This window comes from Bordetella sp. (assembly GCF_051960075.1).
Classification (GTDB): domain Bacteria; phylum Pseudomonadota; class Gammaproteobacteria; order Burkholderiales; family Burkholderiaceae_B; genus Bordetella.
Window position 1 is genome coordinate 43,647 of the sequence record NZ_JBQCER010000073.1, and the last position, 26,997, is coordinate 70,643.

Sequence of the window (26,997 nt, forward strand, 5' to 3'; positions counted from 1 at the left end):
AGCGCCCGCAAAGCAAGGACGAATATGCAGCCAATCAGGCGACGGCGGTGGTACCGCCCGCGGTCAGGCCCGACGAGGTCGAAGCGTCGGAAGAATCGGCCGGACCTTGCGGCGTCTTGGGCGGACGGGGCGGACGGCCATCGATGATGTCGTTGATCTGGTCGGAGTCGATGGTTTCCCATTCGAGCAGCGCGGCCGTCATGGCCTCGACCTTGTCGCGATTGTCTTCGAGGATCTTGCGCGCGACGCCGTACTGTTCGTCGATGATGCTGCGAATTTCGGCATCGACCTTTTGCATGGTCGCTTCGGACATGTGCGTAGTCTTGGTGACGCTGCGCCCCAGGAAGACCTCGCCTTCGTTCTCGGCATAGACCATGGGGCCGAGCGAATCGGTCATGCCGTAACGCGTGACGATGTCGCGAGCGATGGCCGTGACGCGTTCGAAGTCGTTCGAGGCGCCTGTGGTCATCTGATCCATGAAGAGCTCTTCGGCGATGCGGCCACCGAACAGCACCGCGATGGTGGACAGCAGGCGCGTCTTGTCCATGCTGTAGCGGTCGGTCTCGGGCAGCTGCATGGTCACGCCCAGCGCGCGGCCGCGCGGGATGATGGTGACCTTGTGCACCGGGTCGGTCTTGGGCAGCATGCGCGCCACGATGGCGTGGCCGGACTCATGGTAGGCCGTGTTCTTGCGCTCTTCCTCGGGCATGACGATGGAGCGGCGCTCGGCGCCCATGATGATCTTGTCCTTGGCTTTCTCGAAGTCGGACATGTCTACGGTGCGGCCGTTGCGGCGCGCCGCGAAGAGCGCCGCTTCGTTGACCAGGTTGGCCAGGTCGGCGCCCGAGAAGCCGGGCGTGCCGCGCGCCAGGATGGAGGCGTCGACGTTGGTGGCCAGCGGCACCTTGCGCATGTGCACCTTGAGGATCTGCTCGCGGCCGCGGATGTCGGGCAGCGGCACCACGACCTGACGGTCGAAGCGGCCCGGACGCAGCAGTGCCGGATCGAGCACGTCGGGGCGGTTGGTGGCGGCGATGACGATCACGCCCTGGCCGGATTCGAAGCCGTCCATTTCGACCAGCATCTGGTTGAGGGTCTGCTCGCGTTCGTCGTTGCCGCCGCCCAGGCCGGCGCCGCGCTGGCGGCCGACCGCGTCGATTTCGTCGATGAAGATGATGCAGGGCGCATGCTTCTTGGCGTTCTCGAACATGTCGCGCACGCGGGCCGCGCCCACGCCCACGAACATTTCGACGAAGTCGGAGCCCGAGATGCTGAAGAACGGCACCTTGGCTTCGCCGGCGATGGCCTTGGCCAGCAGCGTCTTGCCGGTGCCGGGCGAACCCACCATGAGCACGCCGCGCGGAATGCGTCCGCCCAGTTTCTGGAACTTGCTGGGGTCGCGCAGGAAATCGACCAGTTCCTGCACGTCTTCCTTGGCCTCGTCGCAGCCGGCGACGTCGACGAAGGTGACCTGATTGGTGTTTTCGTCGAGCATGCGCGCGCGCGACTTGCCGAAGCTGAACGCGCCGCCGCGCCCGCCGCCCTGCATCTGTCGCATGAAGAAGACCCACACGCCGATCAGCAGCAGCATGGGAAACCACGACACGAAGATGCTCATCAGCAGCGAAGGCTCTTCACGCGCCTTGCCCGACACCTGCACGCCGTACTTGAGCAGGTCGGAGACCATCCAGAGGTCGCCGGGCGAGGTGATCGTGTAAGGACGGCCCCCGTCGGGCGAGACGTAGAGCACATCGCCCTGCACGTCGACCTTGCGGATGCGGCCGGCCTTGGCGTCGTCCATGAACTGGGTGTAGGTGACGCTGCTCTGCGTCTGTGCATGGCCGTCGAACTGCTTGAACACCGTGAACAGAACCAGGGCGATCACCATCCAGATCGCGACTTTGGAAAACGAATTGTTCAAGGCCTATCTCCTGCGCGGCCCGCCCCGGATGCGACGCGAGCCCAGCGTATTATCGTTGTACCGATCGGTCGTTGCGCCGATGAGCTTAACAACGACTTAAATGATGTATCGAAACGACCCATTCTACTCTGTCGGAACGGATCGCGTTTTTCACTGCCGCATACCCGGATTGCCGCCTGTTACTTCAAGGTCCTGCCCACGAGAAAGGTTTCCGCAGACCGGTCGCGCGAGGCCTTGGGCTTGCGTTCCACCACCCGGCGAAAACGCTGCTTGAAGGACTCGACGATCTGCGAGAACCCGCTGCCGTGGAAGGCCTTGACGATCAGGGCGCCTTCGGGCTTCAAGTGGGCGCAGGAAAATTCCAGGGCCAGATCACAGACATGCTGTATCCGGGCGGAATCGGCCACCCCCACACCTGACAGGTTGGGGGCCATGTCGGAAATTACAAGGTCTACCGCTTGCGAGCCGACTTTTTCTTCGAGCTGACGCAGCACATCGTCGTCGCGGAAGTCGCCCTGAATGAATTCGACGCCCGCCACGGGTTCCATGGGCAGAAGATCCAGGGCGATGATGCGGCCGTCCACCACGCCGCCCGGCCCGGCCAGACGTTCACGCGCCACCTGAGACCAGCTGCCGGGCGCCGAGCCCAGATCGACCACCAGGTCGCCGCGGCGCATCAGTTTTTCGACGTCGAGGATCTCGATCAGCTTGAAGGCCGCCCGCGCCCGATAGCCCTTTTGCTGGGCCATCTTCACGTAGGGGTCGTTGATGTGCTGCTGGATCCACTCTTTGGAGAATTTATTCTTGGCCATTATGCGTACAATTCGGCAATGCCTATATTAGAACTCACCTCTCGCGAACGCAGCGACCTGCGTTCGGCGGCGCACCCCCTCAAACCCGTCGTGCTGATCGGCGACAAGGGGCTGTCGAGCGCCGTGCTCAAGGAAATCGACCTGGCGCTCACCGCCCACGGCCTGATCAAGGTGCGCGCCGGCGGCGAAGACCGCGAAACCCGCGAAACCCTGCTGACCGACATCTGCGAAGCGCTGTCCTGCGCTCCGGTGCATCATCTGGGCAAACTGTTCATTCTTTACCGCCCTTCGGCAAACAAGCCCTCGCCCACGGAGCACGCGGATCAAGCCGCCAAGCCCGCCAAGCGCAAGGCATCGGAACCGCACACGCCCAAAAAGATGGCCGCCGAGGGCAAGAAGCTCTCCAAGGCGCCGCGCCGCAAGCCCGCCGAACCCGAGGCGCAAGAGCCCGCACGGTCTTCCCGCGCCTTGCAGCAAGCCGACAAGCCGCAGCGGCCCAGCACACGCAAGACGGCGTCTTCCACCGCGCATGGCGTTCCGCGCCGTTCGGGCAGCGCGCTGAGCCTGCGCGCCGGCACTCGCCGCGGCTCGTCCGCCGGCCAGAAGACGGTGCGGGCTTTCAAGAAATCTTGATGGGTTTGCACCCGAATCGATAAAGCGCGCCGTTGATCGGCGCGCTTTTCGCAAAACCTGAGCGAGGGCCCTGCCCTCGCTTTTTTATATGTAGCGAACGCCGATGACTTCGTATTCGCGTACGCCGGAGGGCGCCCGAACTTCGACCACGTCGCCTTCGGACTTGCCGATGAGCGCGCGAGCGACGGGGCTGGAAACCGAGATCAGATTGGATTTGATGTCGGACTCGGCGTCGCCCACGATCTGGTAGGCAAGACGGTCGCCCGATTCGAGGTCCTCGATCTCGACCGTGGCGCCGAAGACGACGCGGCCGTCGGTATTGAGCGCGGTGGGGTCGATGACCTGGGCATTGGACAGCGTACCCTCGAGTTCGGCAATGCGGCCCTCGATAAAACCCTGCCGTTCGCGAGCGGCTTCGTATTCGGCGTTTTCCGACAGGTCGCCCTGAGCGCGCGCTTCGGCGATGGCGTTGATGACCGAGGGGCGTTCGACGGTCTTGAGTCTATGCAATTCTTGGTTCAGGCGCTCGACGCCACGCGAGGTCAAAGGAATGGCAGCCATGATGATGGTTCCGGACTTTCGATAATCAAAATAATGGGTGTGCGCATGCATACGCTCAAGGGCGCGGCAAAAGCGCGGGCAAAAATAAAACCCCGGCTCGGGCATGAGCCGGGGCTTTCATTAGGCGTATTGTGTTCAAAAACGCCGGGAATTGCAAGGACTTAGGCTTTTTTGCGCAGGCGCAGAAAGGCATGCAGCAGAATGGCGCCGAACGTTGCCGTGCCGATGCCGCCCAGCACGAAGCTGCCCAGCTTGACGGTGAAATCGCCCGCGCCGAACACCAGCGTGACCGCAGCCACCATGAGATTGCGGTTATCGGAAAAGTCGACGCGATTGACCACCCAGATGCGCGCGCCCGTGACGGCGATCAGCCCGAACACCACGACCGACATGCCGCCGAGCACCGGGCCGGGTATGGCCTGGATCAGGGCGCCGAATTTGGGCGAAAAACCCAGCACCACGGCGATCAGCGCCGCCACCACGAATATCAGGGTGGAATAGACGCGGGTGGCCGCCATGACGCCGATGTTCTCGGCATACGTGGTGACGCCCGTGCCGCCCATCGCGGCCGATACGATGGTGGCCACGCCGTCTCCCACGAAGGCCCGGCCCAGGTAGGGGTCGAGGTTTTGCCCGGTCATGGCGCTGACCGCTTTCACATGGCCGAGGTTTTCCGCCACCAGAATGACCACCACCGGAACGATCAGGCCCATGGCGCCGGCATGGAACACCGGCCTGGCGAATACAGGCAGGCCGAACCAGGCCGCGCTGGCCAGATGGGAGAAGTCCATGGGCTTGCCCAGCCCCATGACGTTGGCGCACACCACATAGATGACGCACGCCACGATAAGACCGAGCAGGATCAGCAGGCGCTGGGCCATGCCGCGGGTGAACACCGCCACCCCGCCCACGCAGAGTATGGTGACCAGCGCCATGGCCGTGTCGAAGCCGCCGTGCCCCATGGCGTTCCTGGCCGCCAGCGGCGCGAGATTCAGGCCGATCACCGCCACCACGGCCCCGGTTACCACGGGCGGCATCAGGGCCTCGATCCAGCCTGAACCGTTGTTCGAGCGCGCGTCGGCGGCCCAGACGATCAAGCCGATGAGCACGTACGCCAGCCCGCAGGCCATGATGCCCCCGAGCGCCACGCCGATGTTGGGATTGGGCCCGCTGCCCGTGTAGCCTGTGACGACGATGACTCCGCCGATGAAACCGAAGCTCGATCCCAGGTAGCTGGGCACTCGTCCGCCGACAAAGAGAAAGAAGATCAGCGTGCCCACGCCCGACATGAGGATGCACAGACTGGGGTCGAATCCCATGAGGAGCGGCGCCAGCACCGTGGAGCCGAACATGGCGACCACATGCTGGGCGCCCATGACCAGGGTGCGGCCGCCGGACAGCTTCTCGTCAGGCGCAACAACGGCGTTCGAGGCGACTGCCTCGACGCGGCGCCAGGCGGGGAAATACGTGGCACGATTCGACATACGACTCACTCATGTGAAATAGTTATTTCAAGTGTAGACGTGGGCTAAAACCGGGGCAACAATACAGCCATTGCGCGTCTGACCGCATTTGGCGTCCAGACGCAGGGGCACTTGCGCCCACGGAGCCTTCATCATGTCCATGTCCCTCTCGCCGATCTCCGCCGCAATGTCCGTGCTCTCCAGCGTTGCCGGCATGTTCGACCACACGCAAAAGAAAGTCGGCGCGCTCGAATCGGCCGGACAGACCAACACGGCGACTGCGGTGCCCGTGCAACAAGGCATCCAGCTGAGCAGCGACGCGCTAGCCAACGGCGCATCGAGCGCCAATGCGGTGTCCGGCGCCACAGATAGCGCGTCCAGCGGCGGCAGCACCACCAAGACCGGCAAGAACGGCGACGGTAGCGGCTCTTCGAGCGGCGCCGGTTCCGAACTGCAGCAGCTCGAGGCCGAGCTGCAGGCCATCATGGCCCAGATCCAGGCCCTGCAATCGAACAGCAGCACGTCGACCACCAGCAGCAGTTCCACGGCCGGCCAGGTCGCGGCGCTCTCCTCCCAGGAGACCGGGCTCGAATCCCAGATCCAGACGCTGCAATCGCAATCGGGCACGGGTTCCGCAACCGCCTGATGACCGCTCGTTCCGCCTGTATCGTCGATGTCTGAGTTCTGGTTCATCCGCCACGGCGAAACCGACTGGAATCTCGCGCGACGCCTGCAGGGCTGGCGGGACATCCCCTTGAACGACACGGGTCTGGTTCAGGCCGCCCGCCTGGCCCAGCGGCTGCGCGACGACGCGGCCCACGTGCCTTTCGCCGCGCTCTACAGCAGCGATCTGCGACGCGCGCACGCCACGGCGCAGGCCGTAGGCGCCGCCACCGGCCTGCCCGTGCATATCGAGCACGGCATACGCGAGCGCAATTTCGGCGTGCTCGAAGGCCTGCAATACGACACGCTGGACGAGACCGCCCCCGAAGCGGCCGCCGCCTGGCGCAGCCGCGATCCCGATCGTCCGTTGAAAGGCGGCGAAACGCTGGGCGGATTCAATGCCCGCGTTCTGTACACCGTCGAAGAACTGGCCCGCCGCCATACCGCGCATCGCGTGCTGGTGGTGACTCACGGCGGCGTGCTGGATCTTATCTGGCGTCGAGCCAACGGCATCGCGCTGAGCGAGCCGCGTCACACCAAAATGCTCAACGCCGCCATCAACCGCGTGCGCATCGACGACCAGGGCTGGCACCTGCTGGACTGGAGCGACGACCGCCACATTGCGGAACCTGCGCGCGACGACGTCGTCTAGGTTTTGGGGTCTTCAAGCAGCGTCGCCAGGGCCGCGGAAGCTCCGAGGCTTGCGCGGTGCATTGCGCGCCAGACGGTCGTAGAGGGCATCGGGCAGCAGCCGCATGATCTTGGCCACCAGCCCCATCTGCCAGGGAATCACCGTGTATGACACGCCGCGCTCGATCGCCGAATGAGCCTTGTCGGCGAACGCATCGACCGGCATCAGAAAAGGCATGCGATAAGGATTGTGCTGCGTCATCGGCGTATCGATATAACCCGGCGCGATCGTCACCACGCGCACGCCGCTTTGCGCGAGCTCCAGTCGCAGGCTTTCGCAATAGACCGCCACTGCGGCCTTGGAAGCGCTGTAGGCCCCTGCACCCGGCAGGCCGCGCACGCCGGCCACGCTGGCCAGCCCCACCAGCCGCCCGGCCCCCGCCGAGCGCATAGGCTCGATGAAAGGTTCGAAGGTGGCGACCGTGGCCAGCAGATTGGTTTCGACGACGGACTGAAACACTGCATAGTCGCCGGCTTCGCCGGTCACGGTGCCGACGCTGATGCCGGCGCTGGCGATCACCGCGTCGACCCGGCCCTCGCTGCGCGCAATGAAGTCGTGCGCAGCCGCGTGCAGGATTTCCCGGTCGCGCACATCCAGCGCGTAGCAGCGATGTTGCCCGGGAAGCGCATCGGCCAGTTCGCGCAGCACGTGACCGCGGCGCCCGACCAGCCCCAGGCTTGCGCCGTCGGCCGCGTAACGCCTGGCCAAGGCCAGACCGAGACCGCTGCTGGCGCCGGTGATAAACACACGCTTCATGAAAACAAGCCGCTTAGAGAAAGCCGGGGGGCCGGCCGTGTACCGGCCAGAAGCCGGCTTACAGGAAGATCCAGGCCAGGATAGCCGCGACGATGGCCCACTTGACGATGTAATAGAGGGTCTTGTTGTATTGCTTGAGCCGCTTGCCGATCTTGCGCACGGCGTAAACCGCGCCGAAGATGCGATTGATGCCCCCGGTGCGGTCGCCCGCCTCGTTGGGAGAGGCGGCCGAGCGCAGCAGCAGCGTACCGAAGAATCGGTTGACCGCTTGCGCCCAGCGGTACTTCATGGGGCGCTCGATGTCGGCAAACAGAATGATGCGATTTTCTTCAGTGGCGTTTTCGGCGTAATGAATGAAAGTTTCGTCGAACATCACCGCTTCGCCGTCGCGCCAGTGATAGCGCTCGCCGTCCACGTCGATGAAGCAGGCCGGGTCGTTGGGCGTGATCAGGCCCATATGGAACCGCAGCGATCCGCTGTAGGGATCGCGATGGCGCGGCAACCGCGCGCCGGGCGGCAGCGAGGCGAACATGACGGCCTTCACGCCGGGAATGTCTTTCACCAGCTGCGTGGTGTAGGGGCAAAATTCGAGCGCCGAAGGCTGCGGCTCGTCGTACCACTTCAGATAGAAACGCCCCCAGCCCGTCTTGAAGAACGAGTTGAAGCCTGCGTCGTTGTATTGCGCCGAGGGCTTGATCTTGCCGTCGCCGAACAGTGCGACGGCTTCCGCGCGGATTTCCTGCCAGCGGTCTTGCAGCACCTGCAGCTGGGGAAACTGTGCCAGATCGATGTAGGGCGTGTTCGGCACGGCCGAAAACGCATACATGAACGTGTTGAGCGGCGCGAAAAAGGTGGAATGATCCAGAGCCTGCCGGAAGAACTTGTGCCGCACACGGCCGCGATAGTGCACATACGCGGCTGTGACGACGAAGAGGGCAAGGATGAACCACTTGATCATGACTCGATAACCTTCGATGCTAGGCGTGCAGTTCCTGCAGGGAGTAGACCTGCAGGCCGTGACCTTGACGCAGATATTGCATGCCCTCGACCGCAGCGCGGGCGCCGGCGATCGTGGTGAACAGCGTGACGCGATTCATCAGCGACTGGGTGCGGATGGCGCGCGAGTCGGCAATGGCGTTGCGGCGTTCTTCGACGGTGTTGATGACCAGCGCGACTTCGCCGTTCTTGACCATGTCGACGATATTGGGCCGGCCCTCTGCCACCTTGTTCACCACCAGCACGGGGATGCCGGCCGCCTCGATCTGGGCCGCGGTGCCGCGCGTGGCGGTCAGCTTGAAGCCCAGTTGATGCAGGCCGCGGGCCACGTCGACGGCCTTGGCTTTGTCCTGGTTTTTCACGCTGATGAACGCGGTGCCGGATTCAGGCAGGCGCACGCCGGCAGCCAGCTGCGATTTGACGAAAGCCTCGCCGAAGCTCTGGCCCACGCCCATGACCTCGCCGGTGGACTTCATCTCGGGGCCGAGAATGGTGTCCACGCCCGGGAACTTGACGAAAGGGAACACCGCTTCTTTCACCGAGAAGTAAGCGGGCACGACCTCGGCGGTGACGCCCTGCTCGGCCAACGTGCGGCCGGCCATGGCGCGCGCGGCGATCTTGGCCAACTGCAGGCCGGTGGCCTTGGAGACGTAGGGTACGGTGCGCGACGCGCGCGGATTGACCTCGAGCACATAGACGTCGCCGCTCTGAATGGCGAACTGCACGTTCATGAGGCCGCTCACGTTCAGCGCGCGGGCCATGACGGCCGTCTGGCGCTTGATCTCGGCGATGGTCTCGGCCGAGAGCGAATACGGCGGCAGGCTGCAGGCCGAGTCGCCCGAGTGCACGCCGGCCTGTTCGATGTGCTCCATGACACCGCCGATGAAGACGGTCTGGCCGTCGGCCAGGCAGTCGACGTCGACCTCGATGGCGTCGTTCAGGAAGCGGTCCAGCAGCACCGGGGAATCGTTGCTGACCTTCACGGCCTCGCGCATATAGCGTTCGAGATCCTGTTGCTCGTGCACGATCTCCATGGCGCGGCCGCCCAGCACGTAGCTGGGACGCACCACCAGCGGGTAGCCGATGTCGGCGGCGTGGGCCAAGGCCTCGCTCTCGGTGCGCGCCGTGCGGTTGGGCGGCTGGCGCAGGCCGAGCTTGTTAAGCAGCTTCTGGAAACGCTCGCGGTCTTCGGCCACGTCGATGGACTCGGGGCTGGTGCCGATGATGGGAACGCCGTTGGCTTCGAGCGCGCGTGCGAGCTTGAGCGGCGTCTGGCCGCCGTATTGCACGATCATGCCGACCGGCTTTTCCTTGTGCACGATCTCGAGCACGTCTTCGAGCGTAAGCGGCTCGAAGTAGAGTCGGTCGGAGGTGTCGTAGTCGGTGGAGACGGTTTCGGGATTGCAGTTGACCATGATGGTCTCGAAACCGTCTTCGCGCAGGGCCAGCGCGGCGTGCACGCAGCAATAGTCAAACTCGATGCCCTGGCCGATGCGGTTGGGACCGCCGCCCAGCACGATGATCTTCTTGCGGTCGGTGGGCGCGGACTCGCACTCTTCCTCGTAGGTCGAGTACATATAGGCCGTGCGCGTGGCGAACTCGGCCGCGCAGGTGTCCACGCGCTTGTAGACCGGACGCACGTTGAATTGGTGGCGCAGTTTGCGCACCTCGGCTTCGGACGAATCGAGCAGGTAGGCCAGGCGCCGGTCGGAGAAACCGCGGCGCTTGAGTTCCCAGACCGTGGGCTGGTCCAGATCGGCCAATGTCTTTTGTTCGAGCGCGAGCTCGATGTCGACGATTTCCTTGATCTGCGCCAAGAACCAGGGGTCGATCTTGGTGAGCGAGAACACCTCGTCGAGCGTGAAGCCCTGGGCGAAGGCGTCGCCCACATACCAGATGCGTTCGGGACCGGGCTCTCCCAGCTCGAGCTGCAGCTTCTCGCGATCGGTGGTTTTTTGATTGAGGCCGTCCACGCCCACTTCCAGGCCGCGCAGGGCTTTCTGGAAGGACTCCTGGAAGGTGCGGCCGATGGCCATGACTTCGCCCACCGACTTCATCTGGGTGGTCAGGCGCGCATCGGCCTGCGGGAATTTCTCGAAGGCGAAACGCGGCACCTTGGTGACCACGTAATCGATGGTGGGTTCGAACGAGGCGGGCGTGGCGCCGCCGGTGATTTCGTTGCGCAGCTCGTCGAGCGTGTAGCCCACGGCCAGGCGCGCCGCGACCTTGGCGATGGGAAAGCCCGTGGCCTTGGAAGCCAGCGCCGACGAACGCGACACGCGCGGATTCATTTCGATGACGATCATGCGGCCGTTGTCGGGATTGACCGCGAACTGCACGTTCGAGCCGCCCGTATCCACGCCGATCTCGCGCAGCACCGCGATGGATGCGTCGCGCATGATCTGGTATTCCTTGTCCGTCAGGGTTTGTGCCGGCGCGACGGTGATGGAGTCGCCGGTATGCACGCCCATGGGATCGAGGTTCTCGATCGAGCAGACGATGATGCAGTTGTCCGCGCGGTCGCGGACCACTTCCATTTCGAATTCTTTCCAGCCCAGCAGCGACTCTTCGATGAGCAGTTCGCTGGTGGGCGAGGCTTCCAGGCCGCGGCGGCAGATGGTCTCGAATTCTTCGGGGTTGTAGGCGATGCCGCCGCCCGTGCCGCCCATGGTGAAGCTGGGACGGATCACGGCGGGAAAACCGGACGTGCCGGTCTCCAAGGCGATGCGCTTTTGCACTTCCCAGGCTTCGTCCATGCTGTGAGCGACGCCCGACTTGGCCGACTCCAGACCGATGTCGGTCATGGCCGGCTTGAACTTCTGGCGGTCTTCGGCCTTTTCGATGGCATGCTCGTTGGCGCCGATGAGCTCGACCTTGTGCTTGGCCAGCACGCCGTGGCGGGCCAGATCGAGCGCGCAGTTCAACGCCGTCTGGCCCCCCATGGTGGGCAAGAGCGCGTCGGGCTTTTCGCGCTCGATGATCTTTTCGACCGCCTGCCAGGTGATGGGCTCGATGTAGGTGACGTCGGCCGTTTCCGGATCGGTCATGATCGTGGCGGGGTTGCTGTTGACCAGAATGGTGCGGTAACCCTCGGCCTTGAGCGCCTTGCACGCCTGTGCGCCGGAATAGTCGAATTCGCAGGCCTGCCCGATGATGATGGGGCCGGCGCCGATGATCAGAATGCTTTGTAGGTCTGTACGCTTGGGCATGGTGAATTCTTCTTACTTGCGGGCCGCTTGCATCAGGCCGATGAATTTGTCGAACAGCACGATGATGTCGTGCGGGCCGGGGCTGGCTTCGGGGTGTCCCTGGAAGCAGAAGGCCGGCCGGTCGGTGAGCTCGAAACCTTGCAGCGTGCCGTCGAACAGCGACACGTGCGTGACGCGCACGTTCGCAGGCAGCGAGTCGGCGTCCACCGCGAAGCCGTGGTTCTGGCTGGTGATGAAGACGCGTTTGCTCTGCAGATCCTGCACCGGATGGTTGGCGCCGTGGTGGCCGGTTTTCATCTTGACCGTCTGACCGCCCACGGCCAGGCCCATGATCTGGTGGCCCAGGCAGATGCCGAAGACGGGGAGCCGGCGCTCGAGGAAGGCGCGCGTGGCTGCGATGGCGTAGTCGCAGGGTTCGGGGTCGCCGGGGCCGTTGGACAGGAACACGCCGTCGGGATCGAGCTTGAAGACCTCGTCCGCGCCGGTTTGCGCGGGCACGAGCGTGACGCGGCAGCCGCGGTCGGCCAAGAGGCGCAAGATGTTGCTCTTGACGCCGAAGTCGTAGGCGACCACGTGGAAGGCGTCCTGTTTGGGCGCGGTAAAGCCCTCGCCCAATTGCCAGGTGCCTTGCGTCCAGTTGGACTGCCTGGTGTCGGACACGACCTTGGCCAGATCCTGCCCGGACATGCCGGGGAAAGTTCGGGCCAGCTCGACGGCCTTGTCGGCATCTTCGCCGACCAGGATGCACGCGCCTTGCGCGCCCTTGTCGCGCAGGATGCGGGTGAGCTTGCGGGTGTCGATGCCGGCGATGGCGACCACGCCCTGTGCGGCCAGGTAGTCGGGCAGCGACTGCGTGGCGCGGAAGTTGGACACGCGGGCCGGGCAGTCGCGCACCACGAGACCCGCGGCGAACACCTGGCGCGACTCGACGTCTTCGGTGTTGACGCCGGTGTTGCCGATGTGCGGATAAGTGAGCGTGACGATCTGGCCGCTATAGCTGGGGTCGGTGAGGATTTCCTGGTAGCCGGTCATCGAGGTGTTGAACACCACCTCGGCCACCGAATGCCCCGGGGCGCCGATCGACTTGCCTCGAAAGACCGTGCCATCCGCCAGGGCCAATATCGCGGGAGGGAATTTGCCGTGATTCGGCCCCTCGGGAAAAAGTAGCGGCAGCACAATAGGACCCCAGTTCAAAAATCGGTAATCAAACCTTCAAATTATAGCTCAAACGCAGGTTTTCCCCGAAGAACTGCGCCAGATAAGGCTGAAACAGGCGCTTTTGATGTCGACCGCCCTCGCCGCCGCGGCGCGGCTTCGGCGCGGCGGCGATCGCAACCCGCGCACAGGAACTGCCGCGGGCCGCCCAAGGGCCGGACTTCGGTCCGGCTCTCGGTTCCGGGTTCTCTAATGCTAGGCTAGCGGTGTGCGTGAACGACGCCGTTCCCGAAATCATCCGCTTCACCGATGCTTATGACCAGCCTGCTCGATTCTCTGCGCCAACTCACCACCGTCGTCGCCGACACCGGCGACTTCGAGGCCATGCGCGCGCTGCGCCCCACCGACGCCACGACCAATCCGTCCTTGATCTTCAAGGCCGTACAACTCGACGCCTACAAGCCGCTGCTGCTGCAGACCGTACGTGCGCATCGCGGCGCCACCGTGCCGGAGCTGGCCGACCGCCTGCTGGTGGCCTTCGGCCAGGAAATCCTGAACATCGTGCCGGGCCGGGTGTCGACCGAGGTGGACGCGCGCCTTTCTTTCGACACGCGCGCCACCATAGAGCGCGCCCGCGGGCTGATCGCGCTATACGAAGACGCCGGCGTGCCGCGCGAGCGCGTGCTGATCAAGATCGCCTCGACCTGGGAAGGCATTCAGGCGGCGCGCGTGTTGCAGCAAGAGGGCGTGCGCTGCAATCTGACGCTGCTCTTCGCTCTGCCGCAGGCCGTGGCCTGCGCCGAGGCGGGCGTGCAGCTCATCTCGCCTTTCGTGGGCCGCATCTACGATTGGCACAAGAAGGCTGCCGGCGCGCAATGGGTCGAGGCCGAGCACATGGGCGCGCAGGACCCGGGCGTGCAATCCGTGACGCGCATTTATCGCTATTACAAGCAGTTCGGCATCAAGACCGAAGTCATGGGCGCGAGCTTTCGCAACTCGGGGCAGATCCTGGCCCTGGCGGGATGCGACCTGCTGACGATCAGCCCTGAACTGCTGGCGGAACTGGCCGGCAGGGAGGGCAGCGTGACGCCCGCGCTGGGGGCCGCGGATGCCGGCCCGGCCATGGAACGCATGCCGGCCGACGAAGTGAGCTTTCGCACGCTGATGAACGAGGACGCGATGGCCAGCGAGAAACTCTCGGAAGGCATACGCGCGTTCGTGGCGGACGGGCGCAAGCTCGATGCCCTGATCTCGTCCCTCTGAAGCCAGAGCGGGGGTTTACGTTGCGGGCCGCGCCAAAACGCTTGCCGCGCTGGCAAGCTGCGTGATCCGGGCCCAGTCTTGCGCCGCCACGGCCGCCTGGGGCGTCAGCCATGAGCCGCCGACGCAGACCACGTTGGGCAGCGCCAGAAAGCTCGGTGCATTGTCCGCGCTGATGCCGCCGGTGGGGCAAAACTTGAGCCCTGGAAACGGCCCATGCAGGGCCTTGAGCATGGGCACGCCCCCGGCTTGCTGCGCCGGGAAAAACTTGACGATCTCGTAACCCAGCTCGAGCGCCAGCAGAATATCGCTGGGCGTCATGACACCCGGCAGCAGCGGCAGGCCTTCATCCTGCGCGGCCTGATGCAGATCGCGCGTCAAGCCCGGCGACACGCCGAAACGCGCCCCCGCCTTCTTGGCCATCGCGCACTGGCGCGGCGAAGTCAGCGTGCCCACTCCCACGACGATATCCGGCGCCAGCCGTGCCGCCCGCTCGATGGCCGCCAGCCCCGCCGCGGTGCGCAAGGTAATCTCGAGCACCCTGACTCCGCCCGCATGCAAAGCCCGCGACACCCCCTCGCCCTGCTCCGCGGATTCAAACGCCAACACCGGAATGACCGGCCCGATGCGAACGATATCGGCAACCGAAGTAGTCATGATGAAACTCCTGGAACCAAGCCGCGCAAAGCCCGCGGCAGAGAAAAAAGGGAAGGAACAGCCACACGCCAAAAGTATATCGACCGCTCCCATCTCTCCAAGAAGAACACCCCTCATCAGCAAGTGCCCTACCCCCTCCCTTGAGGGAGGGCTGGGGAGGGGGGAGCCCTATGCGTGTGGGTCCCTTCGCATGGTGCGGCGGTGAACCTGGTCAGGTCGGGAACGAAGCAGCCATAGTCGTTTAGCGCCAGTGCCGGAGTAAGGCTCACCTCTTCATACCTAAAGGGCGCCGATGGCGCCCTTTTTCATTTTCCCGGCATCGCCACCCAGGCCGGCCGTGCCTGCACCGGCCATGCCTAGATTTTGTGTGTGGACAGCAGAATGCTGGTTTCCGTGCTGGCGACGCCCGGAATGCTGCGGACCACGTTCAGCACGCGATCGAACGATTCCAGCGTATCGGTGCGCAGTTCGGCGATCAGATCCCAACGCCCGTTGGTCGTGTGCAGCGCCACCACATTCGGATTGCCGCGCAGCACGCGCCGCACGGCTTCTTCCTCGTTACCCTCGACCTTGATGGACATGAAGGCGCGGATGCGGTGCCCTTCGGCTTCGGGCCGAAGCCGGACCGTGTACCCGACGATGGTGCCGTCGGCCTGCAGCCTGGCCATGCGGTTCTGCACCGTGGCCCGCGCGATCCGCAATTTTTTGGCCAGCATGACGACCGACATTCTGGCGTCGGCGCGCAGCAGCGAGATCAACTCGCGATCGATATCGTCCATGGATGCCATTTTTTGTCACTTTGATACTTAGAATCGGCAAATTGTAAGTATCGAAGAATATTTTGCCAACTTGAACCATTCAAATTGGCATCACTTTACGCAAATAATCTCCTGACTGCCGCAGATCGCGAGCACGATTTCAAGGAGAACCCCATGACCCGTTTCATAGACGTATCGACCATGTCCCGCCTGGTGCATGACGTCGGACTGAGCCGCTTCATCGGGGAGCTTGCCGATACCATCCGGCAGGACTTCCTGCGCTGGCCGGAGTTCAACAAATCGGCACGCGTCTCCAATCACTCGGAGAACGGCGTGATCGAGCTCATGCCCGTATCCAACGTCGGGCGCTATGCGTTCAAGTACGTCAACGGCCATCCGAGCAACACCCGGCACGGGCTGTACACGGTGATGGGTTTCGGCGTGCTGGCCGAAGCGGACACCGGCTATCCCCTGCTGTTGTCCGAGCTGACGGTTGCCACGGCGCTGCGCACCAGCGCAACCTCGCTGATGGCGGCCCGCGCGCTGGCGCGACCGGACGCGCGCCGCATGGCCCTGATCGGCAACGGCGCGCAAAGCGAGTTCCAGGCCCTGGCCTTCCACAGCCATCTGGGCATCGACGAGATCGCCGTCTACGATGTGGACCCGCAAGCCACCGACAAGCTGATCCGCAATCTGTCGGCCTATCCCGCATTGAAGATCACGCGCGCGGCCTCGACAGCCGAGGCGGTTCGCGGCGCGGACATCGTCACGACCGTCACGGCCGCCAAGGCGCACGCCGCCGTTCTCACGCGGGACATGATCGAACCGGGCATGCACATCAACGCTGTGGGAGGCGATTGCCCGGGCAAGACCGAGCTGCATGCCGATATCTTGCGCACGGCGCGCGTATTCGTCGAATACGAGCCCCAGACGCGCGTCGAAGGCGAGATCCAGCAAATGCCGCGGGACTTTCCCGTCGTGGATCTGTGGCGCGTGCTCGCCGGCACCGAGACCGGTCGCCAGAGCGCCGATCAGGTGACGCTGTTCGACTCCGTGGGTTTTGCCTTGGAAGACTACTCCACCTTGCGCTATGTGCATGAGCAGGCGGAACAGCGCAAGCTGGGCCAGAACGTCGAGCTGGTTCCCGAGGCCGACGACCCGAAGGATCTGTTCCGCCACACGCTTGCGGATTCTTCGCGCGCCGCGATGCGGCGTGTCGCCTGAGGCGGCGGGTGCACTAGCGCACGCCGGCGCGGCGTTATCGCGATGCGCGCGGCCGGCCGCGCCTAGGCCGGCCGCTCCCGAATACGTCGGGTCAGGTCGAAGGCGACGAGGTTGCCCATCAGCACCAGCGCCAGTCCGACAAAGGTCAGCGGCGACCAGCGGTAGCCCTCGAAAAACGTCGAGGCCACCAACGCCACGATCGGAAACAGCACGGTGGAATAGGCGGCCCGCTCCGGACCTATGCGTCCGACCAGCATGAGGTAGGCGGTAAAGCCGATCACGGAGCCTGCCACGGCCAGATACGCCAGCGCGCCCAAATAGCGCGCATCCGTCTCGATCCGCAGCGGCAGGCCAGCCGACACGCTGCCGATCAACAGCACCACGGTGCCGATCAACATGGCCCAGCCGTTGGTGGCGAAAGGATGCAGGCCCATGGACTGCATGCGGCTGGACAACAGATTGCCGATCGAAAAGCACAGCGTGCCCAAAAACGCCGCGACCAGCCCCAGCCACGTCGTCGGATCGCCGAGGTGGCCCGTCATCTGCTGCAGGAAGAGGCAGGCGATGCCGATCAGGCCCAGCATCGCCCCGCCTATTGTGGTCGCCTGCAGCGGGCGCCCCATGAAGAGCCGCCCGTTGAGCGAATTGAGCAGCGGCGCGGTCGAGAACACCACGGCGACCAGGCCGCTGGGCACGATGTTTTCGGCATAGTAGAAGCACAGAAAGTTCAGGCAGAAAAGCGCGAGACCCTGCGCGAACAGATAGCGCCATGCCGCGCGCGGTGGCCACAGGGGCCGGCGCATGACGCGCAGCAGGGCAAACATCATGAGCGCAGCCAGCCCGAAGCGCCAGGCGATCGAAACAGGCGCCGCCACGACGCCGAGTTGCCACTTGATTGCGATCCAGGTGGTTCCCCAGATCAGGACTGTGGTCATGTAGAGCAGGAAGTTCATGACTGAATTCGAAAAAACCAATGCGCCCACTATGAAGCGAAACGACGGGGCGAGATTGCCCAGGATTGCTCATTTCTCGCCGCGGACGGGCACACGGGGAGATCGGGGCATACACTCTGATCGACCCGATGCCTCCGCGTCCGCTTGCTCGCTTTCGATGACCGCCCTGCCTTCTCCGCCCGAGCTCGATACCGCCGCCGCCCGTTTCGGGCTGCATTCGGTGTGCCGCACACTGAGCGATGCCAACGCGACGCTCCAGCGCTTTGCCTGGCTGGGCGACCAGCTCGCCGTCGCGGTCTGGACGCGATATACGCGCGAAGCCGAAACCGTCTACCAACAGCCGGGCCATCACACCCTGTCGTGCTATCTCGACGGCGGCTATCGCACCGAACGGCAGCGGCTGCCGGGCATCTACGGCGCCCCCGAGCGGCTGTGCGCGCTGCCGGGCGATCACGAATCGCGCTGGTGGGTGCGGGGCCACATGCATTTCATGCATGTTTATTTTCTGCCCGAGCACTTCACCCGTGGCGCCGTGCGCGAACTCGACCGCGAGCCGCGCGAAATCACGCTGGCCGACCGCACCTATTTCGAAGACGAACGCCTTGCCGCGCTGTGCCGCGCGCTGGCAAACGAGGACTGGACCGATCCGGCAGGCCTTTTGCGCAGCAACGAAACCGCCCACGAAGTATTGAGCCAGCTGCTGCGCAGCCAAGGTGTTTTGCGCGCGGGCGCCAAGCCAAAGGGCGGACTGTCGGTGGCGACGCGGCGGCGCCTGCGCGACTATATTCATGCGCATCTGGACACCACCCTGACGTTGGGCGAACTGGCCGACGTCGCCTGCCTGTCCGAATACCATCTGGCCCGCATGTTCCGCACCTCGTTCGGCAAGCCGCCCCATGCCTGGATCGCCGCCCAACGGCTCGATCGGGCCCGCGCCCTGCTGCGCGACACCGTCCTGCCCGTCGCCCAGGTCGCGGCGCAATGCGGCTACGCCAATGCCAGCCATTTCAACCATCGCTTTCGCGACGCGTTCGGCGCGGCGCCCAATATGTATCGGCAGGCACTGCGGCCATAGCCGCCCGGCTACAATCGGGCCATGACATATCTGGTACTGGCCCGCAAATGGCGCCCGCGATCCTTCGACACCCTTATCGGGCAGGATCACGTGGTGCGCGCCCTGACGCATGCGCTGCAAACCCAGCGCCTGCATCACGCCTGGCTCTTCACCGGCACCCGCGGAGTCGGCAAGACCACGCTGTCGCGCATTCTGGCCAAATCGCTCAACTGCGAAACCGGCATCACGCCCACGCCCTGCGGCCAGTGCCGCGCCTGCACCGAGATCGATTCAGGCCGATTCGTGGATTACCTGGAGCTGGATGCGGCCTCGAACCGCGGCGTCGACGAGATGACCCAACTGCTCGAGCAGGCGGTCTACGCGCCGGGCGCCGGGCGCTTCAAGGTCTACATGATCGACGAAGTGCACATGCTCACCGGGCATGCGTTCAACGCCATGCTCAAGACGCTGGAAGAACCGCCGCCGCACGTCAAGTTCATCCTGGCCACGACCGATCCGCAGAAAATCCCCGTCACGGTACTGTCGCGCTGTCTGCAGTTCAACCTCAAGCAGATGCCGCCCGACGCCATCGTGGGCCATCTGCAAGACGTGCTGGGCCAGGAAAGCGTTCCATTCGAAGTGCCGGCCCTGCGCCTGATCGGCCAGGCGGCCGCCGGGTCGATGCGCGACGCGCTGTCGCTCACCGACCAGGCCATCGCCTACAGCGCCGGCAACCTCACCGAAGAAGCGGTGCGAGGCATGCTCGGCACCATAGACCAACGCCATCTGGCTCGGCTGCTCGACGCCCTGTGCGACGGCGATGCGACAGGCGTGCTGGCCGTGGCCGATGAACTGTCCGTGCGCGGTCTGTCGTATGCCGGCGCGCTGGCCGATCTGGCCGTGCTGTTGTCCAAGATCGCCATCGTCCAGCGCGTGCCGGGGGCTTTGCCCACCGACGACCCGATGACGGCAGACGTCTTGCGGCTGGCCGGACGCCTGCACGCCGACGCCGTACAGCTGTTCTACTCCGTGGCCGTGCACAGCCGCGGCGAGCTGACGCTGGCGCCCGACGAATATGCCGGGTTCATCATGACCTGCCTGAGCATGCTGGCGCTCAACGGCGATGACTGCCCCGCCACGTTCGCGCAGGCACCCGGCGCCTCGACTGCGGCCATTGCGCCGGCGACTGCCGCAACGGCTCCGGCCGGGGCGCCTGTCGCCGCTCCCGAAACCAAGCCGCCTGCAGCCCCCTTGCTGGCCCCCACCCGCCCCGAGGCTGTGCGTGCCACCGCAGCGGTTGCGCCGTCCAGGACAACGCCGCGCGTCGCCGAACCGCCCTCGGCACCTGTCGCTGTTCAGCCCGCCGGCGTCCCGCCCTGGGAAGATGCGCCTGCCGGGGCAGAGACCGCTCCGGCCTCGTCCGAGGCGGCAGAACCCGCAGCGCAGTCCGCGCCGCGCGAGCCTGAGACCCAACGCGGTCAGCCCGAAGCGTCCGTCGACGACGGGCCGCCGTCCTGGGTCGACGAAGACATCCCCGACGATGCCTCGGGGCACGATGCAGGCGCCGCATTTACGACGAATCCCGACGACGACGAGTTCGAGACGCTGGCCGGCCCGTCGTCTTCCTTCGAAGATACGCCTCGCCCCGCGATGCCCGTGCGCGCCGCGCGCCAGCCCGCGTCGCCTCGCGCCAAGCCCGCCGACATGACGCCGGACGCCTGGCCCGAACTGGCAGCCCGCCTGCCCGTGAGCGGTTTGGCCGCCGAGCTGGCCCGCCAAAGCGCCTGGGTCGGACTGCAAGGCGACACCATCACCTTGCGTGTGGCCGTCAAGACCCTGGCCGAAAGCGAAAGCCGCACGCGGCTGCAAACGGTGCTGTGCGAACATTACGGCCAGAGCCTGCGGCTGGAGATCGCCGTGGGTGCGACCGGCGAGGCGACGGCCCACGCGGTGGCGCAGCAAGAGCGCGCCGCGCGCCAGCAGGCCGCCGAAGACGCCACGGCCGCCGACCCCTTCGTGCAGGCCTTGATCAGCAATTTCGGCGCGCGCGTGGTGCCCGGCTCGATCCGCCCCGTCGACACCGCCTGAGCTACCCTAGCGCCCGTTGATGAAAAACCGGACGGCCCGGCCGTCCTCTTTGCCACCCATCCCCAAGGAAATTTCCGACATGATGAAAGGACAACTCGCCGGTCTGATGCAAAAAGCGCAGCAGATGCAGGAAAACATGAAAAAGGCCCAGGAAGCCCTGGCCGAAATCATGGTCGAGGGCGCTGCCGGAGGCGGCATGGTCAAGGTGTCCATGAACTGCCGCAACGACGTCAAGCGCGTATCCATCGATCCCAGCCTGCTGGGCGACGACAAGGACATGCTCGAAGATCTGGTGGCGGCTGCATTCAACGACGCGCTGCGCAAGGCCGAGGCGACCTCGCAGGAAAAGATGGCCGGCGTCACCGCCGGCCTGCCCCTGCCCCCGGGAATGAAGTTCCCGTTCTGAGATGGATCCGCAGCTCCCCGAACCCGAACCCCTGCGCGCCCTGATCGAAGCGCTGAGGCGTCTGCCGGGCGTCGGGGTGCGTTCGGCCCGGCGCATGGCCTATCACCTGCTGCAGCACGACGTGCAGGGTGCCGATATGCTGGGGCGGGCGCTGTCGGATGCGGTGAGCAATCTGCGTCATTGCGCGCGCTGCAACAGCTTCACCGAAGACGAGCTGTGCGCCACTTGCAGCAGTCCCAGACGCGATCCCAGTCTGCTGTGCGTAGTGGAAACACCGGCCGACCAGAACATGATCGAATCCAGCCACGGCTACCGCGGGCTGTATTACGTGCTCATGGGCCGCATCGCGCCGTTGGAGGGCATCGGCCCCAGCGAGCTGGGTTTTCAGCGCCTGCTGGACAGAGCGGGAGACGGCGTGGTGCAGGAGGTGATTCTGGCCACCAATTTCACGGCAGAGGGCGAGACCACCGCGCACTTCATCGGCGAAGCACTGGCGTCGCGCGGCCTGAAGGTCACGCGCCTGGCGCGCGGCGTTCCGGCCGGCAGCGAACTGGAATACGTCGACGCCGGAACGATCGCCTGGGCCCTGATGGAGCGGCGCACCCGCTGATCGGGGTGCGCCTGCGTAGGCAGAAACGCTACTTCGACTTGTTCATCGCGCTGAACTGCTGCGTCAGATAGGTGCTGGTGGCGTTCATCGTCGAGAGCAGCGTGCTCAGATGCGAGAACTGGCTGCGATACCGGTTCATGTCGCCCGTGACCCGGCTGATCAGGTCGGTCTGCTGATTCTGCAGCGCGGTAATGGTTTGCTGCAGCCCGCTCGTGGCGCTGGCGATCATGCCTTTGACCCCGGCCTTGCCCAGAATGCTGTCGGTCGCGCCCTGGATGCTGGCTGCCAGGCCGTTAGCGCCGGTGAACAGCGCCGCCACGTCGGCCGGATTGTCGGCAATTGCCTTGTCCAGCAGGGAGCCGTTCATACTGAGCTTGCCGGTCTGCGGATTGGTCGTCAGGCCCAGATCGGCCAGCGAATGCACCGCGCCGGAACTCGAAAACACACGCAGCGCCTGAGCCAGCGATGACTGTACGCGGTGCGTTGCGTTGTCGCCGGTGAGCGGGCTGCGGGTGCCGGCGGTGTTGTCGAACTTGGTCAGGCTGGCGATGGTGCTCTGCAGCGCGTTGTAGGCGCCGACGAACGCACCCACGGCCCCCTGGGTGACGCTGGGATCGTTGACGACGGCAAGGGTATTGCTCCCCCCGGAGGCCGTTACGCTATTGAGCGTGAACGTGACGCCGTTGATCGCATCCTGGACGGTGTTGCTGGCGCTGGTCACGGCGATGCCGTTGATCGTGAGGCCGGCGTTCTGCGCCGATTGCGACAGGGCGAGGCTGTTGCCGGCGGCGCCAGCGGTGTAGTCCATGGCTGCGGCCAGCGTGCTGTTGCCGCTGACGCTGATGCTCGAAATGGCATTGGCCGTGCCGGTCTGTGAACCGGTAAGCATCAGGTAATAGCCGCCGCTGCCGTCGCTGACCGCAGTGGCGTTCACGCCGGCCTTGGGATTGTTGTTGATCGCGTTGATGACGCCCTGCAGGCTGGTGTCGGCCGAGGTGCTCAGATCGATGGTCTGGCTCGCGCCCGTGGCCAGCGTGATGGTGATGGAGCCGCCATTGCCAAAGCTCTGGCTTTTGGCGGTCGCGCTGTCGATGGCTGATGACGACTGGAGCTGGTCGGCCTGCGCGAGCGCGGTGACCAAGACCTTGTACGAACCCGCGATGGCGCCGGCGCCGGTCGTGGCCGTGATGTCGCTGCCGGTGACCGTGGATTTCACGGCGTTGTAGGTGCTGGCCTTGCCCAGGGTGGCCGCGGCACTCAAAACAGCCTGCACTCCATTTTGCAGGGTGCCGTAGGCGGAAATCTTGGTCTGAACGCTGTTGATGCGGTTCTGTATGACCGTGGTCGGCGAAAGCTCGGCTTTTTGGAGCTGATCCAGCAGGCCGGAGAGGTCCAGGCTGGTGCCAACGCCCAAGGAGGTGATCAGGCCTGCATGGGCGTTGTTGGAAATTGTGTTGGCCATCGCGTGCTCGTCCTTTACGGCTTATGTGTAAGCATTCAATACAAAATTTGCTCTGCATTGCCGCAAACTCTGAATTGAAGCTTATCGTAATCTGACGATACGTTGACGGATAAGACGCTAAAAAATTAAGCGTTTTTTAAGTTTCCTGACATTGAAAGATTTATGAAAGTGGCTTCGGGCGGAAATTTTCAGAATTCGATCCAGGCCCGGGCCCGCGGAAAATACAGCGCAGCCTGAGCCGGGCGGCCATCCATCGAGGTCACGGAGCGGCAATAGCGCTCGAGCTGGTCGCCGTGGCGGCGGCGCATGCGCCAGGCGAAATCCGCCGGCGATTCGCCGGGGTGAGCCAGACCCGTCTTGTAGTCGACGATCAGCCAGCCGCCCTCGGTGCTGACGGCCAGGTCGATCACCGACACCTTGCCGCTGGCGTCGATCAGCGGCCATTCGCGGCGGGCGCCGGACTGAGACAGAAGCCAGCGGCCGCGTTCGTCGTCCAGCGTGGCCAGAAGCGTTTCGAGCACAATGCCGGCGGCCTGGCCGGCCAGCGACTGCGGCACGCCGGCGCGTGTGAGCTGACGACTCATCAGGGGCAGGCGACTGCGCAACGCATCGGGCGGCCAAGCCTGCAGGCCATCCGCGCCCACGCGTGCAAGCCAAGCGTGGGCCAGCGTGCCGATAGCCGCATCGTAGGTCTCTTCCTGTTGCCAGGCCGGTTGCCCGCTGTCCTGCCACCAGAGCTGAGCGCCCGGAGTCGGTACGCCGAACCCCGGGTTGCCCGGCCGCCAGTCCCGCGCTGCCAGCTGCGCCACGGCCTCGGGGGCCAGACGCCTCAAAAGCTGGCTGCTCACGGCCGGTGCTTGCTCGGCCGGCGCCTGCGCATCGCCGGGCGGGGGCTGTTTCTGCTCGGGCGGCACCGCGTCCCAGAGGCGCGCGAGCAGGCTGCCCGCCGCGGACGCTCTGGCCTGTCCTGTTTTCGGATCGGCCGAGACGTTGGCCACCAGATGCAGCGCATGACGGGCGCGCGTGGCGGCCACGTAAAGCAGGCGGTCGACTTCGTAATCGGAGCGGCGCTGCTCACGCAAGGCCAGGTAGCGCGAGATGGGGTCCGCGTCTTTTTCGGCGCGCGGTTTGACCGGACCGAACAGCACCCGATCGCCGTTCTGCTCGATGCGCACCAGAGGCGCTCTGTCGCCGGCCGGCTTGCGGTGCAGGCCGTACAGAATCACCGTATCGAACTGCAGACCCTTGGATTTGTGCATGGTCATGATCTCGACCGCGCGCGCCGGCGCGTCGGAACCGTCTTGCGCGGCATCGGATGCCGGAGCCGCGAACAGGCGCTCCAGCGCAGCATCGAGACGGGCCAGGTCCAGGCCGCCGTGCGGCGCCAGACGCTCGATCAGTGCGAACAGGCTCTCGGCATCGTCTGCCGAGCCTTCGGCATAGAGGGCGGCACCGCCCAGGCGTTGCCATAGCGACTCGATCCAGGCGGCCCAAGGCAAGGCGCCGCTGTCGTTGCCGGCGTCGAGCAAGATATCCGCCACGCGCCGCAGGCGCAGCCATTCGTCGGGATCGAGCACTTGCTCGGCACGGCACGGCTCGGATGCGACATCCCACAGACCGCGCTGCGCCTGCGGCATCGAGACCCGCTCTTGCGACGGCTCGTTGCGCGGCGTGCGCAAGGCGGCCGCGAGCAGCGCCGGCACAGGCGTGCGCAGATCGTTGCCGAAAAGCGCGTGCAGCGTGTCGAGCTTGAGGCCGCACCAGGGCGCACGCAGTACCGAGAGCCAGGCCAGGCGATCCGCGGGATGCGCCAAGGCGCGCATCAGCTGCACCAGATCGGCCACCACTTCGCGCCGCGCCAAAGGGACCAGATCCACCGCGCGGCAGGCGATGCCCTCGTCGGCCAGGCGCCGCGCCAGCTTGCCCAGGTGCCCGCGCGCGCGCACCAGAATGGCCACGGGGTGGCGGCTTTCCGGTTTGGCCTGCGCCAGGGCCTGACGCACCAGCGCGACGACCGTGTCCTCGGCTTGCGCGTCCGCGTCCGAAGGTGCGTTCGCGCCGAAGCCGATGTGAAACTGAACCGCCTGTCCGTCCATGGCAGGATTGAAGGCTTCGGACCGGGTATAGCGTATGGCGCCGGCCGCGGCGTCGTTCTCGCGTGGGAACAGCCCTTGGAAGGTCGCGTTCACCCAATCCACCACGCCGGCCTGCGAACGGAAATTGTCGGTGAGCGTGAGGCGCTGCAGCGGTATCTCGCCGATGCCGCGTTCGGCCGCGTCCAGGAACAGACCCACCTCGGCCTTGCGAAATCGATAGATGGACTGCATGGGGTCGCCCACCAGGAAAAGCGTACGGCCGTCGCCGGGCTGCCATCCCGCAGTGAGCGTGACCAGCAGATGGATCTGCGTAAGGCTGGTGTCCTGGAATTCGTCGACCAGCAAATGGCGGATGGACGCATCGAGCTTGAGCAGCAATTCGCCCGGATCATCGGCCGAGCCCAAGGCTTGTTGAGCGCGCTGGGCGATTTCGATGAAATCGACCTCGCCGGACTCGGCAAAGCGTTTGTGCAATTCCATCACGGCCAGCTGCAGCGTCAGGAGCTGCGCGCTCAGTATCCGCCATTGCGCTTCGCTGAAACACGCAGGCGGCGCGCTGCGCAGCGCATGCAGGCGCCCCGTCCAGCGCGAAGCGTCGAGCTCGGCGCCTTCCAGCCATTGCGTGAACGGCGCCTTGTGCGCACAGCCCGAGGGAAACCCCAGGTTCTTGTTGACGCCTTTCGGACTGCGCAGGCCGCCGTCTTTGGTCAGCAGCAAATGGGCCAGTGCCAGCCACTGCTCCCGTTGCGCGGCTTCGCCCGTCAGATCGCCGTGCCAATCGCGCAGCGCGGCCAGCGGATTCGACGCCGCGTCTTCCAGGTCGGCCGCGGCGAGATGCGCGGGCTCACGCAATGCGTCTTGCCAACCCAGAGGCATGGCGCGCGCCACCGCGCGCATGTCTGCGCTCACCGCTTCGGCGAGCGTGCGTTCCAGGGACTCGCGGTCGATGCTGCGTTCCTTGAGCAAGAGCATCCACTGGTCGCGCTGCGCCAGCATGCCCGCAATGGCTTCGCAGGCGGCGTTGACGTCGACGTCCATGTGTTCGATCAACGCCCGCACCTGGTCGGACACCTCGGCATAGGCCAGTGTGGCGCGCGCTGCGGCGGCGTAGTGAATCTCGGGATCGCTCGCGAGCTCGGGCATGCCGCCCAGGCCCGACAGGCAAGGCATGCCGCGCACCAGGGAGGCGCAAAACGAGTCGATGGTGCGTATGGCCAGACGCGCCGGATGGTGCAGCAACTGCCAACCCAGCTCGGCGTCGCGTTCCAGCGCCGCGCGCGCCAATTCCCAGCTGCGGCGGGCATGTTCGCTTTCCGGCGCCGGGCCTCTGGCCTCGGCGAGTTTGCCCAGTACGCGCGCGTGCATTTCGGAGGCGGCCTTGCGCGTGAACGTGATGGCCACGATTTCCTCGGGCCGGGACACGGTGGCCAGAAGCGCAAGAATGCGATCGGTCAGCAGTTCGGTCTTGCCCGAACCGGCCGGCGCCTGCACCAGGAAAGACTCGGCGGGATTCAACGCGCGCAGGCGCGCGGCGTGATCCGAAGGCCGGCGGGATGCGTTCATCGAGAG

Annotated in this window: 22 protein-coding genes and 1 other RNA gene; 10 read left to right on the forward strand and 13 right to left on the reverse strand. The window is 65.2% G+C overall.

Annotated features, from left to right (window positions below):
• Positions 1–34 precede the first annotated feature (34 nt).
• Both ftsH and ACTHJ1_RS12285 read right to left on the reverse strand, forming a co-directional pair.
• Positions 35–1,921 (reverse strand): ATP-dependent zinc metalloprotease FtsH, encoded by a 1,887-nt coding sequence (gene ftsH / locus ACTHJ1_RS12280; protein ID WP_440192722.1) that lies wholly within the window; start codon positions 1,919–1,921, stop codon positions 35–37.
• 179 nt (positions 1,922–2,100) lie between these two features.
• Positions 2,101–2,733, reverse strand: coding sequence for an RlmE family RNA methyltransferase (locus tag ACTHJ1_RS12285; RefSeq protein WP_440192725.1), 633 nt, complete (start codon positions 2,731–2,733; stop codon positions 2,101–2,103).
• Positions 2,734–2,751: 18 nt separating this feature from the next.
• Between ACTHJ1_RS12285 and ACTHJ1_RS12290 the strand changes: the two genes are divergently transcribed.
• Positions 2,752–3,366 (forward strand): YhbY family RNA-binding protein, encoded by a 615-nt coding sequence (locus ACTHJ1_RS12290; protein ID WP_440192728.1) that lies wholly within the window; start codon positions 2,752–2,754, stop codon positions 3,364–3,366.
• 84 nt (positions 3,367–3,450) lie between these two features.
• Here ACTHJ1_RS12290 and greA read toward each other — a convergent pair whose 3' ends face one another.
• Both greA and ACTHJ1_RS12300 read right to left on the reverse strand, forming a co-directional pair.
• Positions 3,451–3,927: a transcription elongation factor GreA gene (gene greA / locus ACTHJ1_RS12295; RefSeq protein WP_440192731.1), complete on the reverse strand. Its 477-nt coding sequence runs from the start codon at positions 3,925–3,927 to the stop codon at positions 3,451–3,453.
• Between the two features lie 161 nt (positions 3,928–4,088).
• Positions 4,089–5,411 (reverse strand): solute carrier family 23 protein, encoded by a 1,323-nt coding sequence (locus ACTHJ1_RS12300; protein WP_440192734.1) that lies wholly within the window; start codon positions 5,409–5,411, stop codon positions 4,089–4,091.
• Between the two features lie 133 nt (positions 5,412–5,544).
• Here ACTHJ1_RS12300 and ACTHJ1_RS12305 point away from each other — a divergent pair, with 133 nt between their 5' ends.
• On the forward strand, positions 5,545–6,036 hold the full coding sequence (locus tag ACTHJ1_RS12305; RefSeq protein ID WP_440192736.1) for a hypothetical protein: 492 nt from the start codon (positions 5,545–5,547) through the stop codon (positions 6,034–6,036).
• Positions 6,037–6,063: 27 nt separating this feature from the next.
• A complete protein-coding gene (locus ACTHJ1_RS12310; protein ID WP_440192739.1) occupies positions 6,064–6,705 on the forward strand; it encodes a histidine phosphatase family protein in 642 nt (213 codons plus the stop codon).
• Between the two features lie 12 nt (positions 6,706–6,717).
• On the opposite strand, the gene ACTHJ1_RS12315 is transcribed toward ACTHJ1_RS12310, so the two are convergent.
• From ACTHJ1_RS12315 to carA, 4 genes are read right to left on the reverse strand one after another with little or no spacing between them, the layout of a single operon-like run.
• Positions 6,718–7,500, reverse strand: coding sequence for an SDR family oxidoreductase (locus tag ACTHJ1_RS12315; RefSeq protein ID WP_440192742.1), 783 nt, complete (start codon positions 7,498–7,500; stop codon positions 6,718–6,720).
• Positions 7,501–7,558: 58 nt separating this feature from the next.
• Positions 7,559–8,455, reverse strand: coding sequence for a lipid A hydroxylase LpxO (gene lpxO, locus ACTHJ1_RS12320; protein ID WP_440192793.1), 897 nt, complete (start codon positions 8,453–8,455; stop codon positions 7,559–7,561).
• A 22-nt stretch (positions 8,456–8,477) separates the two neighbouring features.
• Positions 8,478–11,705 (reverse strand): carbamoyl-phosphate synthase large subunit, encoded by a 3,228-nt coding sequence (carB, locus tag ACTHJ1_RS12325; RefSeq protein WP_440192745.1) that lies wholly within the window; start codon positions 11,703–11,705, stop codon positions 8,478–8,480.
• A 12-nt stretch (positions 11,706–11,717) separates the two neighbouring features.
• Positions 11,718–12,881, reverse strand: coding sequence for a glutamine-hydrolyzing carbamoyl-phosphate synthase small subunit (gene carA / locus ACTHJ1_RS12330; protein ID WP_440192748.1), 1,164 nt, complete (start codon positions 12,879–12,881; stop codon positions 11,718–11,720).
• A gap of 294 nt (positions 12,882–13,175) precedes the next feature.
• On the opposite strand from carA, the gene tal reads away from it, so the two are divergent.
• Complete coding sequence (gene tal, locus ACTHJ1_RS12335; RefSeq protein ID WP_440192795.1) at positions 13,176–14,123, forward strand: transaldolase; 948 nt, start codon at positions 13,176–13,178, stop codon at positions 14,121–14,123.
• A gap of 15 nt (positions 14,124–14,138) precedes the next feature.
• Here tal and eda read toward each other — a convergent pair whose 3' ends face one another.
• Positions 14,139–14,777, reverse strand: coding sequence for a bifunctional 4-hydroxy-2-oxoglutarate aldolase/2-dehydro-3-deoxy-phosphogluconate aldolase (eda, locus tag ACTHJ1_RS12340; RefSeq protein WP_440192751.1), 639 nt, complete (start codon positions 14,775–14,777; stop codon positions 14,139–14,141).
• Between the two features lie 175 nt (positions 14,778–14,952).
• Between eda and ffs the strand changes: the two genes are divergently transcribed.
• An RNA gene (ffs, locus tag ACTHJ1_RS12345) (signal recognition particle sRNA small type) lies at positions 14,953–15,050 on the forward strand.
• 83 nt (positions 15,051–15,133) lie between these two features.
• Here ffs and ACTHJ1_RS12350 read toward each other — a convergent pair.
• On the reverse strand, positions 15,134–15,565 hold the full coding sequence (locus tag ACTHJ1_RS12350; RefSeq protein WP_440192754.1) for an Lrp/AsnC family transcriptional regulator: 432 nt from the start codon (positions 15,563–15,565) through the stop codon (positions 15,134–15,136).
• Positions 15,566–15,709: 144 nt separating this feature from the next.
• Between ACTHJ1_RS12350 and ACTHJ1_RS12355 the strand changes: the two genes are divergently transcribed.
• Positions 15,710–16,759 (forward strand): ornithine cyclodeaminase, encoded by a 1,050-nt coding sequence (locus tag ACTHJ1_RS12355; RefSeq protein WP_440192757.1) that lies wholly within the window; start codon positions 15,710–15,712, stop codon positions 16,757–16,759.
• A gap of 62 nt (positions 16,760–16,821) precedes the next feature.
• Here ACTHJ1_RS12355 and ACTHJ1_RS12360 read toward each other — a convergent pair whose 3' ends face one another.
• Positions 16,822–17,712, reverse strand: coding sequence for a DMT family transporter (locus tag ACTHJ1_RS12360; RefSeq protein WP_440192758.1), 891 nt, complete (start codon positions 17,710–17,712; stop codon positions 16,822–16,824).
• A gap of 157 nt (positions 17,713–17,869) precedes the next feature.
• Between ACTHJ1_RS12360 and ACTHJ1_RS12365 the strand changes: the two genes are divergently transcribed.
• From ACTHJ1_RS12365 to recR, 4 genes are all read left to right on the forward strand, one after another.
• On the forward strand, positions 17,870–18,787 hold the full coding sequence (locus tag ACTHJ1_RS12365) for a helix-turn-helix domain-containing protein (protein WP_440192760.1): 918 nt from the start codon (positions 17,870–17,872) through the stop codon (positions 18,785–18,787).
• Between the two features lie 21 nt (positions 18,788–18,808).
• Positions 18,809–20,854, forward strand: a complete 2,046-nt coding sequence (locus tag ACTHJ1_RS12370) for a DNA polymerase III subunit gamma/tau (protein ID WP_440192762.1) — start codon at positions 18,809–18,811, stop codon at positions 20,852–20,854.
• A gap of 79 nt (positions 20,855–20,933) precedes the next feature.
• A complete protein-coding gene (locus ACTHJ1_RS12375; RefSeq protein ID WP_440192764.1) occupies positions 20,934–21,260 on the forward strand; it encodes a YbaB/EbfC family nucleoid-associated protein in 327 nt (108 codons plus the stop codon).
• A gap of 1 nt (position 21,261) precedes the next feature.
• On the forward strand, positions 21,262–21,870 hold the full coding sequence (gene recR / locus ACTHJ1_RS12380; RefSeq protein WP_440192766.1) for a recombination mediator RecR: 609 nt from the start codon (positions 21,262–21,264) through the stop codon (positions 21,868–21,870).
• 28 nt (positions 21,871–21,898) lie between these two features.
• On the opposite strand, the gene fliD is transcribed toward recR, so the two are convergent.
• On the reverse strand, positions 21,899–23,332 hold the full coding sequence (gene fliD / locus ACTHJ1_RS12385; protein ID WP_440192768.1) for a flagellar filament capping protein FliD: 1,434 nt from the start codon (positions 23,330–23,332) through the stop codon (positions 21,899–21,901).
• 188 nt (positions 23,333–23,520) lie between these two features.
• Positions 23,521–26,991 carry a UvrD-helicase domain-containing protein gene (locus ACTHJ1_RS12390; RefSeq protein ID WP_440192770.1) on the reverse strand — a complete coding sequence of 1,157 codons (3,471 nt, stop codon included), beginning with the start codon at positions 26,989–26,991 and terminating at the stop codon, positions 23,521–23,523.
• Positions 26,992–26,997 lie beyond the last annotated feature (6 nt).

Coding starts and splice junctions, on each gene's coding strand:
- ACTHJ1_RS12285 (WP_440192725.1), bottom strand. CDS start 2,733: ATGGCCAAGAATAAATTCTCCAAAGAGTGGATCCAGCAGCACATCAAC.
- ACTHJ1_RS12305 (WP_440192736.1), top strand. CDS start 5,545: ATGTCCATGTCCCTCTCGCCGATCTCCGCCGCAATGTCCGTGCTCTCC.
- ACTHJ1_RS12360 (WP_440192758.1), bottom strand. CDS start 17,712: ATGAACTTCCTGCTCTACATGACCACAGTCCTGATCTGGGGAACCACC.
- ACTHJ1_RS12315 (WP_440192742.1), bottom strand. CDS start 7,500: ATGAAGCGTGTGTTTATCACCGGCGCCAGCAGCGGTCTCGGTCTGGCC.
- recR (WP_440192766.1), top strand. CDS start 21,262: ATGGATCCGCAGCTCCCCGAACCCGAACCCCTGCGCGCCCTGATCGAA.
- carB (WP_440192745.1), bottom strand. CDS start 11,705: ATGCCCAAGCGTACAGACCTACAAAGCATTCTGATCATCGGCGCCGGC.
- ACTHJ1_RS12390 (WP_440192770.1), bottom strand. CDS start 26,991: ATGAACGCATCCCGCCGGCCTTCGGATCACGCCGCGCGCCTGCGCGCG.
- greA (WP_440192731.1), bottom strand. CDS start 3,927: ATGGCTGCCATTCCTTTGACCTCGCGTGGCGTCGAGCGCCTGAACCAA.
- ACTHJ1_RS12370 (WP_440192762.1), top strand. CDS start 18,809: ATGACATATCTGGTACTGGCCCGCAAATGGCGCCCGCGATCCTTCGAC.
- ACTHJ1_RS12350 (WP_440192754.1), bottom strand. CDS start 15,565: ATGGCATCCATGGACGATATCGATCGCGAGTTGATCTCGCTGCTGCGC.
- eda (WP_440192751.1), bottom strand. CDS start 14,777: ATGACTACTTCGGTTGCCGATATCGTTCGCATCGGGCCGGTCATTCCG.
- tal (WP_440192795.1), top strand. CDS start 13,176: ATGACCAGCCTGCTCGATTCTCTGCGCCAACTCACCACCGTCGTCGCC.
- ACTHJ1_RS12355 (WP_440192757.1), top strand. CDS start 15,710: ATGACCCGTTTCATAGACGTATCGACCATGTCCCGCCTGGTGCATGAC.
- ACTHJ1_RS12310 (WP_440192739.1), top strand. CDS start 6,064: ATGTCTGAGTTCTGGTTCATCCGCCACGGCGAAACCGACTGGAATCTC.
- ACTHJ1_RS12290 (WP_440192728.1), top strand. CDS start 2,752: ATGCCTATATTAGAACTCACCTCTCGCGAACGCAGCGACCTGCGTTCG.
- ACTHJ1_RS12375 (WP_440192764.1), top strand. CDS start 20,934: ATGATGAAAGGACAACTCGCCGGTCTGATGCAAAAAGCGCAGCAGATG.
- ACTHJ1_RS12365 (WP_440192760.1), top strand. CDS start 17,870: ATGACCGCCCTGCCTTCTCCGCCCGAGCTCGATACCGCCGCCGCCCGT.
- ACTHJ1_RS12300 (WP_440192734.1), bottom strand. CDS start 5,411: ATGTCGAATCGTGCCACGTATTTCCCCGCCTGGCGCCGCGTCGAGGCA.
- fliD (WP_440192768.1), bottom strand. CDS start 23,332: ATGGCCAACACAATTTCCAACAACGCCCATGCAGGCCTGATCACCTCC.